We start from the raw sequence: 12,866 nt of genomic DNA on the forward strand, positions 1-12,866 counted from the left end.
TAATCTTATTATAAATAAGAATAAATATTCCAACTTTCACTAAACCAATCACATTTACCTTGCAGTGATCTAGCTAGGCTATTTTCTAATTCCATTTCATTATAATTTGAATTAAACTGTGCATGTATACTATTATCTGTTTCTGTTATATTTAATGTATTATATTGGCTTAAATCACAATTATCTGATGGGTTCATAATTGTAACATCATAATATTCTGGATTTGAACCTATAAATGCTACTGAGAACCTTAATAATATGATAAATATTAAAATTAAATGAGGAAGAAGAACCTTAAATATCTTTTTATAATCATTCCATTTTTTCGGAATATTAATATTATCTTTTTCATTTTCTACCCATTTTTTAATTCCAAATATTCTCCCAATCCAATAAGTAAAGCTTGAATAATCATAATAAACTACTAAAAATCCATATAGTCCTCCAACACAGGGGGTTGAAAAAAAACCTCCATCCATAACTCCAATCAATCCAAGTGTCATAGTCATTGATAAGAATAATCTAGTGAACTTAGTTTTATTTTGAAGGCTTTTTAACATTATTAAGAAAAGTACTGGTATTAAAACAAATAAATACTTAGTATACCACGGTACATACTGAGATAATGAATTTCCAATATGTATTCCCTGAGGAATACTAACTAATACTGCATTAATCAAAGTTCCTAGCACTGATTTATAAACATGGGAATGAAGTAAGCTAGTACTAGTCATACTTGGATCCATTGAAGTGAATATAGTGAAAACTCCAATACCAAAATTATATCTTATTATTACTTCAGTAATTAATCCCCATAAAGCTAAACTTAATAATAATAAAAAACCTAATTTTAAATAAAAATCATGATCTTTTTTTAAAAAATTTGGCCAAGGTATTTTTTTAATAATATTCCAATTTTCCATTTCACTAAAAATTAAGAATATTCCAAAAATAGCAAAAAATAAAATATCTTTACCTTTAGAAGAACCCATTAATATTAAATGTAAAAATGGACGTATAACTAAATCCACACTATTTGAAAAAAATAGGATTATAGATAATATGATGCAAACAAAACCCAATTTTTGATATTTATTCAATTTAAACATTTTTTACCAGAATCCTTAAAAAAGGTATTTATTTTTGAAATTTAATTCTTATAATTTTTTTAAAGAATAAAATTTAAGTTATTTAAAATATTAACTTTAAGTAATATAATCATTTTTATTTTATTTAAAAAATAATTTAAAAAATTAATATGGAGGAGAATAAATATTTTCACATTATTTTATTTTATTGGTTTAATTTTCATTGGGATTATAGCAGGTATAGCATCAGGTTTATTAGGTGTAGGAGGAGGATTTATAATGGTTCCTCTACAATTTTTCCTTTTAACATCTTTAGGTGTAGATTCAAGTCTGGCTTTAATGGTATCTTTTGGTACAAGTTTAGCAATAATTATACCCACTTCTATTAGTGGAGCATATAAACATAATAAAGAATTAAAAAATATTTTAAAGCCTGGAATTATTTTAGGTATATTCGGCATATTTGGAGGATTCTTAGGAGGTTTTCTAGCATCCTATGCTCCTACAAGAATATTACAAATATTTTTTGGAATAGTTTTAATAATTATTGCAATTAACATGTTTTTAAACAAAAAAACAGGAAAAACTAAACCTAAAATTAAATTCAATATATTATCTGCAGCACTAATTGGTGTAAGTGTGGGATTGCTTTCTGGTTTACTTGGAATTGGTGGAGGGGTATTTATTGTAACAATTCTATCTGTAATTTTAGGATTTTCCATGATAGAATCAATAGGTATTTCTAGTGTATTTATTTCATTAGCTGCTGTTGGTGGGGTAAGTTCATATATAATTACAGGATTAGGGGTAAATACTTTACCATATTCATTAGGTTATGTTAGTTTAGTAAACTTTTTTGTAATAATTTTGTTTTCAATTCCATGCGCGTATCTTGGTGCAAACTTGTCCCATAAATTACCTGAAAGAAGATTACAAGAAATATTTGCAATATTATTAGTTATTCTTGCAATTAAAATGATAATTTAAGACCAAGTCTTACTTTTTTCAATAACTACTCCAGTACCATGAGCAGTAACATTACAAATGGTTCCATTACCATCTAATATATCATACTCTAATGTTAAATCTAAAATCCCATTACATCCATCATTTTTTGCTTCTTTGCATAAATTTGCTATGGCTTGATCTTTAATTTTTCGTAAATCTTTCAATAATAACTCTTCGTCTTTGTCAAAACCCATAGGATGTTTAGCTTTATAAATAATTTTGCCTTCATAAATTCCATTATATTTTATTACTTCCTGATTCCATAAATGGGTAGTACTTAAAAGTAATATTCCTAAATCGTTAATATCAATTTGTAAATTTTCATCAAAATTGTTTATATTTTTATCAGGTTTTATAAGTGGAAGTTCTTCTCCAGTTATTTTTGATTTGATTTTTATATAAATTTTATATAAAAAACCTGTTATTTTTTTAAATATTCCTGAAATATAAGATATCATAGCTAAAATTATAATTATTATGAAATAATTAATTAAAGTAGGAATTGCAGCTTGTAATATTACAATTACGCTTCCAATTGTTATAAAATTAAATCCTAAAGTTGGATTAGCGATTATGAATCCATAAACTACTGTTACAGCAAACAATATAAATGCACTAACAGCTCCAGTGGTTTCTTTCATATATTTTTGTGCAAAATAAGTTTCTACATAACCTGCTACTAATGGTGAGAAAACTAATCCTAAATTCCAACCAAAAATATCTAAATGGATCATTAAACAGAATTCATATGTTAATAATCCAGCGATAGTTCCAAGTGTTATACAGAATGTTGCCTCTCCAAAATCATCCAATCTTTTTTGCAAATCTGTATTTAATTTCATTTTATTATCTCAATTTAAAAAAAGTTATTCATAAGATATTGCTGTACCGTAAGCTGTGACTAATATTGTATTTCCCATAGTTCCTCCAAGATTATTATAAGATATTTTAAGCCCGATTATAGCATTAGCTCCTTTTTCAGCAGCTTTTTCTTTCATACTGCTTAGGGCTATTTCTCTAGCTTTTTGAATTTCTTCTTCATATTTGGAGGTTCTTCCACCTACTACATCACGAACTCCGGAAAATAAGTCTTTATATACATTAGATCCTATTAAAGATTCACCAGTAACTAAACCATGATATCTTAAAATGTTTTTATTTTCTAATGTGTTTGTTGATGATAAAATCATTTTTTATTCTCCACTGAATAATGAATTATTTTTAGTTTTTAAATAAAAAAAAGTTTAATATTAAACCATTTTAAAACAAAAAAGATTTTTTTTATCTTAAAAAGGTCATGTATGCCCATATTCCAACAAAGACAAGTATTAATACAAAAATTAAAACTCTAGATTTTCTTCCTTGTTCTTGTCTCATTTTAATAACTTTATCACAATCTGGGGAGCATGTTTTTTCATTCATTGGTATTGGGGTTCCGCATACTGGACAATGTTTATGTGGTTCTACTGCCATTTTATCTTTTCTCCTTTTTTTTAATATATTTATTCTGAAATTACTTTGGTCCCGATTTTTTCACCATTAATGGCTTTTATCAAGTTTTTAGGATTATCACCATTACAGATTACAGTTTCTAGTGAGGAACGTTTAATCATTTGTATTGCTGTCATGTCAAAAAATTCATAAGTTCCAGCTTTCACATCTTTTCCTTTAATAAATTCCATCATATCACTTGCAGTAATTTCATTAATTAATTCTGCATCACTAAATTTGTTAGGATCTTTATTATACATTCCATCTACAGAAGTTAAGTTTACTAAAAGGTCTGCTTTAACATATTCTGCTAAAATAGCTGCAACTGCATCAGTACTATGAGCAGGTTCTGTTCCACCCATAACTACTATTTTTCCACTTGAGGAATATTCTAAAGCTTCTTGGAAGTTGTGTGGGACTTTTTGATATGCTTTATTTTCTAGTGCAGAAAGTAAAAGTTTTGCATTGATTCTTGTTACTTCTATACCTATATCATCACATTTAGCTTCTCCACACTCTAAATCTCTAACAACTTTTATATATTCTCTTGCAGGTTTACCTCCACCTACAACAATAAATAATTCATGTTCTTCACTTAGTGGTTTTAATATTTCAGCATATTCTTTAAATTTTTTTGAATCAAATTCTTGTATTAAAATTGATCCTCCAATTGCCGCTACTATTCTCATTTAAATCAAGTCACCCGTAATTTTTTAATAAATTATATTTAAATATAAAATTTTTTTTATCTAAATAATTTAATAATCTATTATATTTATTTAAATCATGATATTTAAATATTAAAATAAAGTATTGAAATTTTTATTAAATTATATATCTAAGTAAGTACAAATAGTATTAATATTATATGATTTTAAATAATATATTCAAAAAAATATTTTTTTAACATTTTAATTAAAAATTAATCATTTTAATCATTTTAAATATGGAGTGAAATAATTGTCAGACGTATCTTCAAAAGAATTATATGAATTTAAAAGAACTTTACGAGAGTTAGGTGAAAAAAAAGGAAGAGGTACTGAATTAGTATCTGTTTATATCCCTCGTGATAAACAATTAAGTGATGTAGGAAAACAAATGAGAGATGAACTTGGACAAAGTTCTAATATTAAAAGTAAAACTACTAGAAAAAATGTTCAATCTGCGATTGAAGTAATAATGCAAAGAATAAGATTATTTAAACATCCTCCTGAAAAAGGTTTAGTACTATTTACTGGAATGATTCCAAAAGGTGGACCTGGTACAGAAAAAATGGAAACCTTTGTTTTTGAACCACCTGAACCGATACAAACATATTGGTACATTTGTGATAATGTTTTCTATTTAGAACCTTTAGAAGAAATGATTGAAACAAAAGAGGTTTATGGTATCGTAGTTTTAGATAGAAAAGAATCTACTATTGCTACTTTAAAAGGTAAAAAAATTGAAATTTTAAAACATTTAACTAGTGGTGTTCCAGGTAAACATAAAGCAGGAGGTCAATCACAAAGAAGATTTGATCGTGTAATTGATTTAGCTGCACATGAATTTAAAAAAAGAATTGGGGATCATGTAAATCAAGCTTTTTTAGATATTGAAGATTTAAAGGGTGTTATTTTAGGTGGACCAGGTAATACTAAGGAAGAATTTTTAAAAGGTGAATATCTTCATTATGAAATTAAACAAAAAGTAATAGCAACTATTGATACTTCTTATACTGGAGAATTTGGAATTCGTGAAATCATTGATAAATCCATGGGAATTTTAGATGAAATGGATGTAATGAAGGAAAAACACATTGTTCAAGGATTCTTAAAAGAATTAATTAATGAAAAAGGTTTAGCTTCTTATGGGGAAGATGAAGTTAGAAGAAATTTACGAATTGGAGCGGTAGATACTCTTTTATTATCTGAAGATTTACGTTCTGAAAGAAAAACTTACCAATGTCCTGTTTGTGAATTTCAAATAAGTAAAACCATAAAAAATGGTGAAGCTGATGAAGAATTAGTTTGTAAAGAATGTAATGAGAAAATGAAAATCATTAAATCTGAAGATATTATAGATGAACTAGTTTTACTTGCAGATGAAACAGCCTCAAATGTAGAAATAATATCTACTGAAACTGAAGAAGGAATGCAATTATTTAGAGCTTTTGGTGGTATAGCCGCTATTTTAAGATATCATATATAAAATTGAAAATATTTTTATAGTTTGAAATTAAATTAATAAACAGTGGAGCAACAAATATGAAATTGGTTGAAGAGGAAATTATTAAAGGAAGATTTTCAGTTCTTGTGAATAATAAAGTTATTGATGTGGATAGTACAAAATTAGGATCAACTCGTAAAGAAATATTAAGTTCTATGAAAGAAATTGTTGATGAATATGATGAATTTTTCATTCCTGGAACTATAATGTTAAGTGATAAAGCTACTTTTCATTTAAGAATGCAAGAATCTTGTGAATAATTTTTTATTATAAAATTTAATATTCCACTTTCAATATTTTTTTAATTTTTATTTTTTTATCATATTTTACTATTTTTTGAAAATGAGTTTTTTCCAATATTTTTTTTATTTTTCTAAGAATTTTTTTATTTTTTTATTTTTTAATGAGTATTTTATCCATTGATTTTTTTATTTTTCTAAAAATTTGTCAATTTGTATAAAATAGAATAGTATAAAAGTTATGAAACTATACATAATATTAAATAATTAAATTATACTGAATATTTTTTAATTATTAATTTTAATAACATAAATTCAAATGGAGGATATTATGTCATACGTTGATGAGGTAATTAGCCGTACAATAAAAGAAAATCCTAGTGAAGTGGAATTCCACCAAACTTTAAATGAAGTATTAAAATCAATTGAAGTAGTGGTAGATGAAAATGAAGATGCATACAGAAGAAATGCTGTATTAGAAAGATTAGTAAACCCTGAAAGACAAATAAAATTTAGAGTCCCTTGGGTAGATGATGAAGGTCAAGTACAAGTAAATACTGGATATCGTGTACAATTTAACAGTGCATTAGGGCCTTATAAAGGAGGACTTCGTTTCCACCCTTCAGTAAACATAGGAATTATTAAATTTTTAGGATTTGAACAAATATTTAAAAATGCATTAACTCGCCTCCCAATAGGTGGAGGTAAAGGAGGATCTGACTTTGATCCTAAAGGAAAATCCGACAGAGAAGTTATGGCATTTTGTCAAAGTTTCATGACAGAAGTATACCGTCATATCGGAGATACTCAAGATGTACCTGCAGGAGATATTGGAGTAGGTGCAAGAGAAATAGGTTTCTTATTCGGTGAATACAAAAGAATCACAAAAAGATTTGAAGGAGTATTAACTGGAAAAGGATTATCATTCGGAGGTTCTTTAGCTAGAACAGAAGCTACAGGATATGGATTATTATATTTAACTAATGAAATGTTAAAAGCAAATGGTCAAAGTTTAGATGGTAAAACATTATCCGTATCAGGATCAGGTAATGTAGCAACATTTGCAATACAAAAAGCACAAGAATTAGGAGCTAATGTCGTATCTGCTTCAGATTCATCTGGATGGATTTATGATCCGGAAGGAATTGATCTTAAATTATTAAGAGAAATTAAAGAAATTAGACGTGGAAGAGTTAAAGAATATGCAGAAGAAAGAAAATCTGCTGAATACCACGAAGGTACAGGAGTATGGAGTATTAAAGCAGATGTAGCTTTACCATGTGCTACTCAAAATGAATTAAATCTTGATGATGCAAAAGCTTTAGTTGATAATGGTGTTTTCGCTGTAGCTGAAGGTGCAAACATGCCTACTACTTTAGATGCTACAAATTATTTACTAGATAATAACATATTATTCGCACCAGCAAAAGCTGCAAATGCAGGTGGAGTAGCTGTATCCGCACTTGAAATGAGTCAAAATGCTGAAAAATTACATTGGAGTTTTGAAGAAGTAGACAACTTACTTAAAAGAACAATGGTTAATATATTCTCAGACTTAGATTCTACATCAAAACAATATGATGCTGAAGGAAACTATGTATTAGGTGCAAATATTACAGGTTTCAAACGTGTTGTTGATGCAATGAATGCACAAGGAATCGTTTAAACACAATTTATATTTAGGTGAACATATAATCTTTTGTTCACCACTCACTTTTTTTATTAAAAAAATTGTTTTAACTTTAATAATTCATTACTTATATTAATGAAACAATTTTTTATTAGATAGATTAAATTTAAAAAATTTAATATTTTCAAAATTAAAATAATTATATAATTTAATTAACATTAATGTTTAGCTTTTTTCTATGTTCTTTTTTATGATTTGTAGAACAAAATTACTTAATTTTTATTTTTAACAAATATTTTATTATAAAGTTAGTATTTTTTGAATTTTTGTATTGTTCGTTAAAAATTTCATTAATTTTAAAAAAAGAATTTGTATAATTTTAAATTTTTAACGTTCAATATAGTTCCCCACGTGCTTTAGTTTATTAAAAAAATACAATAAAAATTAAACATAATTATTATGTTGTTTAACTTTTAAATCGTATTACATTACTTTATATACTACTTTTTCCTTATGTATATACAAAGTTAAATAAAAACTTTAATTCATTGTTAGTTTAAAAATTTTGAAAAAATAAAAGGAAGAATAAAATGAAGCAAGGATATTACTTTACTGGAAATGAAACTTTTAAAATTAACCCAAATATGATAAATGAAATAAAACAAGATTACATAAATGGAAAAGAAACCAAATCTTTACTATTTAAAAAATATTATCGAAAATACAATATTGATCGATTTACTTTTATAAATATAATCGAAGATATTAATCAAGAATTAGGAATAAATAAAAGAGTATCTATTAATAAAAAAGCCATTAAATTAATGGATTCTAAAATGGGAATGAATCAAAAACCTAATTATTATAATCCGTCCAATTTTAACAAAAAATATTAAAAATAAATAAATTTCAAGAAATAAAAAAAAGTAAAAAATAGTAAGTAAAAAATTATTAAATTTATAATTTACTTACTTTTATTAAGGATTCTACAGGAACTCCTTCTACTTCTGAAAGGCCTGCTTTATCAATTAATACAGTACAAGCAATTGGTTCAGCACCATGGTCTCTAACTGAATTAATCACTTCTCTCATAGTTTTACCACTAGTGATGACATCATCAACTATAACAACCTTTTTTCCTTCAACAGATCCGAAATTGTTACTTATAGCTCCTTCACCGTCTCCGTTGTTATCTACTTTTTTGTGTTTATTTGGATGATATACTGCTAATGATGTTTTTTTACATGCCATATCTTCTATAAAATCTGCCATTAAAACTGAAAATGGTATACCACTAATAGCTACTCCAATAACAGTATCAATTTCACCATGAGTCATTGCCATATCACCTAATGCTGCAGATATATATTTAAGTCGTGATGAACTTGCACCTAAGCTTTTCCAATTTATAGCAAAATCTGCTGGTTGTTTTATTTCTTTTTTTTCGTCAGCTTTTTGGAGAGTCAACCATCTTGCAGTATCCATAGAAACATTAAGTTCATCTGCAATTTCCCCAGTAGTGAATCCATGGCTTCTAAGTTCACTAGCTCTTTTTATAAGTTTTGTATTCATCGAATCACTAAGTTAAACTTTTATTTATGATAAATTTAAATTTTATCTAATGGTATTGGTATGTGTTCTTTAGAAGATTTATTTGCAGCTAAAACCATTCTAAGTGCGTTAAGACCATCTTCACCAGTTATTACTGGTTTTTCATTATTAACAACACATTCTAAAAAGGAACTTAATTCCTCTTTTAAGGGTTCTTCGTGTTTTATTTGGATGTCTTGAGCAAATTTACCATGAACATCAATACTTTGATCGATATAATCTACTGAGATAATACCATCAGTTCCTGTAATTTCAATTTGTCGACGTTTGTAAGGTGTTAACCAATTTACTTCTAATATTCCAGTTACATCTTCAAAATTTACCATGATTTCAGCATGGTCTTCATATTCACATTTATCAAGAATACTTCCCATAGTTGCATAAACTTGTGATACTTCTTCATCAAATAAGTAATACATTACATCTAAATCATGTATAGCTAAGTCTATTGCTACTCCTACATCTTTTATTCTTGGTGGGAATGGTCCTACTCTTTTAGCAGATGCAGATACTACATCTCCAATTACATCATTTTCAATTAATTCTTTAGCTTTTTGTACTGCTGGATTAAATCTTTCAACATGTCCAGTACTTAATATAACCCCTTTTTCTTTTGCAGCTTTAATCATTCCTTCTGCTTCTTCTTCAGTGAATGCAATTGGTTTTTCTACTAAAACATGTTTTCCATGTTCTATAGCTTTCATAACCACATTATAATGATGTGTGGTTGGTACACAAACACTAACAACTTCAATTTCAGGATCATTTAATAAGTCTTCAATATCATTATAACCTTTGGTATCATATTTTTTACACACTTTCTTTAAGGTTCGTTCACTAACATCTGATACAGCTACAAGATTTGCATTTTCTAGTCTGTAATATACACGGGCATGGTTATAACCCATTGCTCCAACACCAATAACTCCTACATTAACAGTTCTCACAATCATTTCCTCCAAATTTTTTTTTAAAAAATTTTGAATAATAAAATTTTTAAGTATCTTTGACTAAAATTTTTAACTTAAATATTATATTAATATATAAATATATGTTCTATATTAAATTAACCATTCATCCATTATACTTTTTATTTATTTAAATAATTTAATATGTTCAGTTTATACTAAGTTTTTTTAACATTATCCCTATATTTAAAAAAATTAAATGTATTCTATCATTTCTCGACCAATTTTAACCCCTATTTCTTTCGCATCTTTAATAGAACCACTAACAGAAGATTTATATAATGTATCCCCTTTTTTATCTAATAATATAGAATTAAGTACTAATTCATTATTTTTCATTGAAGCTATAGCTCCTAATGGCCATTGACATCCTACACCTACTTCTTCAAGGATAGTTTTTTCAGATAACACTTGTTGGAAACTAATATAATCATTTAACTTTTGAATTATTTCCTTTTTGTCTGAATCTTTTCTTGCAATAATAGCAATTGCTCCTTGTCCTGCTGCAGGATAAATGTAATCTGTTGGAAATACCTTTTTAATATATTTAGTTAAACCTAAACGTTTTAATCCAGCTTCAGCCATTATTGTAGCATTAACTTCTCCTTTTAATACTTTTTGAATACGAGTTTCAATATTACCTCGAAGAGGTTTTAATTTAAAACCTTTATTATAATGGTTACAGAAAGCTTCTCTTCTTAAACTACTACTTCCTAATGTGCAACCATCTGATAAATCTTCCCAATTATACTGAGAAATTAAAACTTCATTAGGAGATTCTCTTGAGGGTATGGCAATTATTTCAAGATCCTCATCTAATTCAGTAGGGACATCTTTAAGACTATGGACTGCAAAATCTACTTCTTCTTCTAATACTACTTTGTCTAACTCTTTAGTGAATAAACCTTTAGAATCCATATTATACAATTGAGAATTAGTAATTTTATCTCCCTTAGTTTTTATAATTTTAATTTTAATTTCTTCATTACTTATCTTAGATAATGAGTTATTAATTTCTTCAGTTTGTGCAAGAGCTAATTTGCTTCCTCTAGTTCCAATTATCATCTAATTTCGCCTAAATTTTTATTTTTTTTTTTTTTAATTAATCATATAATATTTATCTTTTATTTAAATCAGAATATTTTGAACGATAAATTAACAAAATATTCTTTTTATTCTTAACAACTAAATCAATAGCATCTTTAAAATTTTCAAAATAAGGAATTTCAACTTCCATCTCATTTTTTAAATTCCATCCTAATTCATCAGTTAAGATTAAATCAATACTATCTTTATCAATTTTAACTTTTAATAATTTTATTAATTCTGTTTCATTAATTTCCTCACAAGTTATACCATATTTTCCACCAAGGATAACTACATAATTATCCATATTTTTAATCATATCCATAGAAATTTTTATAGATTCAACATTTAACCCAGGATTAACTTCCTCAATAATCACTTGATTATTAATCTCCCTTTTTGAAGTTCTTCCAGGTATTCCATTAAATTTTTTTAAACCATTTTTAATATCTTCATATTTAATATCTAAAGATAAACAAGATGTTATGGCACATAAAACATTTGAAACATTATGTTTTCCTGGTGCAAATGTTTGAACTTCTAAATTTCCATCAATTTGGTTTCCACTAATTGTTTTCAAATCTTTAAATTCGATGTTTATTATGGTATTGTCTAAAGAATATTTTATATTTTTTATTTTAACTGTGGCATTATCATTTTTTGGATTAGTTGAAAAGGAATTAATCTTTTCACTAAATTTTTCTAATTCTTCAGGATAATATTTTTTTAAAGTTTCATATTCAATAGTAATTAATTTACAATCAAATACTTGTTTTTTAGCTTCTCTAGCGTTAGATGTATTTTTAGCAATAGAATAATTTTCCACTAAATTTGTTAATATACCAATATCTCCTAATCCAGAAACACCCAATGAACTTTCAATAATAACAGATTCATAATTAAATTTTAGATCGTTTTTTTCATCAAATTCAAAATTACATGGAGGATTAACTATTTTTTTACTTAATTTTATTGTTTCAATCATACTTGCAGGAGTTATACTAATATCGTTTTTTAGAATAACTTTCTTATCACCATTAAATATGAATGCTCCAAGACTAGAAAGTAATAATAATTTTTGTTTATATTCTGTTAAAATTTCTTTAAGAATGAAAGCAGTACTAGTTTTTCCTTTCACTCCAGTAATCTCAATAAGTGGAATTTTTTCTTTTTTCCGTTTTTTATTCCAATTTTCTAAAATTAATTTCACTGCTTGATGATGAGTTAAAAAAATATAATTATTATTACTATTATTTTCACCGATAATTTCAGTTTTATTTAATGGGCAATGTATTGGGGAAATAATGAAAAATTTTTCATTTGAGTCAATATTTTTGTTAATTTTTTTAAATTCTTCTAAATTTTTTAGTAATATTATATTATTAGATTCAATTTGAAATTTTTCATTTTCATTTAATGTATTATAAATATCATAAGCATAAATTTCACTAAAGCCTAGATTAGACAATTCTATGCTAATTGTAATTCCACCATGTGTTAAATCTATTACTAGTGCTTTCATTATAATTCAACCAAA

Annotated in this window: 14 protein-coding genes; 5 read left to right on the forward strand and 9 right to left on the reverse strand. The window is 26.2% G+C overall.

Features of this window, described 5'->3' with window-relative positions; all coding sequences use genetic code 11:
* Positions 1-8: 8 nt before the first annotated feature.
* Complete coding sequence (locus ACA135_RS02025) at positions 9-1,109, reverse strand: hypothetical protein (RefSeq protein WP_409198643.1); 1,101 nt, start codon at positions 1,107-1,109, stop codon at positions 9-11.
* 201 nt (positions 1,110-1,310) lie between these two features.
* Between ACA135_RS02025 and ACA135_RS02030 the strand changes: the two genes are divergently transcribed.
* Positions 1,311-2,075: a sulfite exporter TauE/SafE family protein gene (locus tag ACA135_RS02030; RefSeq protein WP_409199070.1), complete on the forward strand. Its 765-nt coding sequence runs from the start codon at positions 1,311-1,313 to the stop codon at positions 2,073-2,075.
* Here the strand turns inward: ACA135_RS02030 and ACA135_RS02035 are convergent.
* The 4 genes from ACA135_RS02035 to pyrH form a co-directional block, all read right to left on the reverse strand.
* Positions 2,072-2,938 carry a heavy metal-binding domain-containing protein gene (locus ACA135_RS02035; protein ID WP_409198644.1) on the reverse strand — a complete coding sequence of 289 codons (867 nt, stop codon included), beginning with the start codon at positions 2,936-2,938 and terminating at the stop codon, positions 2,072-2,074. The genes ACA135_RS02030 and ACA135_RS02035 overlap by 4 nt on opposite strands.
* Before the next feature lie 24 nt (positions 2,939-2,962).
* Positions 2,963-3,286: a YbjQ family protein gene (locus ACA135_RS02040; protein WP_409198645.1), complete on the reverse strand. Its 324-nt coding sequence runs from the start codon at positions 3,284-3,286 to the stop codon at positions 2,963-2,965.
* A gap of 91 nt (positions 3,287-3,377) precedes the next feature.
* Positions 3,378-3,569 (reverse strand): DUF2116 family Zn-ribbon domain-containing protein, encoded by a 192-nt coding sequence (locus ACA135_RS02045; protein WP_409198646.1) that lies wholly within the window; start codon positions 3,567-3,569, stop codon positions 3,378-3,380.
* A gap of 29 nt (positions 3,570-3,598) precedes the next feature.
* The gene (pyrH, locus tag ACA135_RS02050) at positions 3,599-4,276 is read right to left on the reverse strand and encodes a UMP kinase (protein WP_409198647.1); all 678 of its coding nucleotides are present in this window, start codon (positions 4,274-4,276) and stop codon (positions 3,599-3,601) included.
* Between the two features lie 271 nt (positions 4,277-4,547).
* Here pyrH and prf1 point away from each other — a divergent pair, with 271 nt between their 5' ends.
* The 4 genes from prf1 to ACA135_RS02070 all read left to right on the forward strand — a co-directional run bounded on the left by prf1 (position 4,548) and on the right by ACA135_RS02070 (position 8,560).
* Positions 4,548-5,777: a peptide chain release factor aRF-1 gene (prf1, locus tag ACA135_RS02055; RefSeq protein WP_409198648.1), complete on the forward strand. Its 1,230-nt coding sequence runs from the start codon at positions 4,548-4,550 to the stop codon at positions 5,775-5,777.
* A gap of 56 nt (positions 5,778-5,833) precedes the next feature.
* Positions 5,834-6,055, forward strand: coding sequence for a hypothetical protein (locus tag ACA135_RS02060; RefSeq protein ID WP_409198649.1), 222 nt, complete (start codon positions 5,834-5,836; stop codon positions 6,053-6,055).
* Positions 6,056-6,365: 310 nt separating this feature from the next.
* The gene (gene gdhA / locus ACA135_RS02065) at positions 6,366-7,700 is read left to right on the forward strand and encodes an NADP-specific glutamate dehydrogenase (protein WP_409198650.1); all 1,335 of its coding nucleotides are present in this window, start codon (positions 6,366-6,368) and stop codon (positions 7,698-7,700) included.
* A 554-nt stretch (positions 7,701-8,254) separates the two neighbouring features.
* Positions 8,255-8,560 (forward strand): hypothetical protein, encoded by a 306-nt coding sequence (locus ACA135_RS02070; RefSeq protein WP_409198651.1) that lies wholly within the window; start codon positions 8,255-8,257, stop codon positions 8,558-8,560.
* A gap of 61 nt (positions 8,561-8,621) precedes the next feature.
* Here ACA135_RS02070 and ACA135_RS02075 read toward each other — a convergent pair whose 3' ends face one another.
* From ACA135_RS02075 to cfbE, 4 genes are all read right to left on the reverse strand, one after another.
* The gene (locus ACA135_RS02075; protein ID WP_409198652.1) at positions 8,622-9,236 is read right to left on the reverse strand and encodes an orotate phosphoribosyltransferase-like protein; all 615 of its coding nucleotides are present in this window, start codon (positions 9,234-9,236) and stop codon (positions 8,622-8,624) included.
* A gap of 35 nt (positions 9,237-9,271) precedes the next feature.
* On the reverse strand, positions 9,272-10,222 hold the full coding sequence (locus tag ACA135_RS02080) for a Gfo/Idh/MocA family protein (protein WP_409198653.1): 951 nt from the start codon (positions 10,220-10,222) through the stop codon (positions 9,272-9,274).
* Positions 10,223-10,438: 216 nt separating this feature from the next.
* On the reverse strand, positions 10,439-11,308 hold the full coding sequence (gene hemC, locus ACA135_RS02085) for a hydroxymethylbilane synthase (protein WP_409198654.1): 870 nt from the start codon (positions 11,306-11,308) through the stop codon (positions 10,439-10,441).
* A 52-nt stretch (positions 11,309-11,360) separates the two neighbouring features.
* Positions 11,361-12,851 carry a coenzyme F430 synthase gene (gene cfbE / locus ACA135_RS02090; RefSeq protein ID WP_409198655.1) on the reverse strand — a complete coding sequence of 497 codons (1,491 nt, stop codon included), beginning with the start codon at positions 12,849-12,851 and terminating at the stop codon, positions 11,361-11,363.
* Positions 12,852-12,866: the final 15 nt, after the last annotated feature.

It is taken from the genome of Methanobrevibacter acididurans (genome assembly GCF_046197875.1).
Taxonomy (GTDB): domain Archaea; phylum Methanobacteriota; class Methanobacteria; order Methanobacteriales; family Methanobacteriaceae; genus Methanobrevibacter_A; species Methanobrevibacter_A acididurans.

Bases quoted from the DNA above. Each gene is read 5' to 3' on its own strand.
- hemC (WP_409198654.1), bottom strand. From the start codon at position 11,308: ATGATAATTGGAACTAGAGGAAGCAAATTAGCTCTTGCACAAACTGAA.
- gdhA (WP_409198650.1), top strand. From the start codon at position 6,366: ATGTCATACGTTGATGAGGTAATTAGCCGTACAATAAAAGAAAATCCT.
- ACA135_RS02045 (WP_409198646.1), bottom strand. From the start codon at position 3,569: ATGGCAGTAGAACCACATAAACATTGTCCAGTATGCGGAACCCCAATA.
- pyrH (WP_409198647.1), bottom strand. From the start codon at position 4,276: ATGAGAATAGTAGCGGCAATTGGAGGATCAATTTTAATACAAGAATTT.
- ACA135_RS02060 (WP_409198649.1), top strand. From the start codon at position 5,834: ATGAAATTGGTTGAAGAGGAAATTATTAAAGGAAGATTTTCAGTTCTT.
- ACA135_RS02025 (WP_409198643.1), bottom strand. From the start codon at position 1,109: ATGTTTAAATTGAATAAATATCAAAAATTGGGTTTTGTTTGCATCATA.
- cfbE (WP_409198655.1), bottom strand. From the start codon at position 12,851: ATGAAAGCACTAGTAATAGATTTAACACATGGTGGAATTACAATTAGC.
- ACA135_RS02040 (WP_409198645.1), bottom strand. From the start codon at position 3,286: ATGATTTTATCATCAACAAACACATTAGAAAATAAAAACATTTTAAGA.
- ACA135_RS02070 (WP_409198651.1), top strand. From the start codon at position 8,255: ATGAAGCAAGGATATTACTTTACTGGAAATGAAACTTTTAAAATTAAC.
- ACA135_RS02075 (WP_409198652.1), bottom strand. From the start codon at position 9,236: ATGAATACAAAACTTATAAAAAGAGCTAGTGAACTTAGAAGCCATGGA.
- ACA135_RS02035 (WP_409198644.1), bottom strand. From the start codon at position 2,938: ATGAAATTAAATACAGATTTGCAAAAAAGATTGGATGATTTTGGAGAG.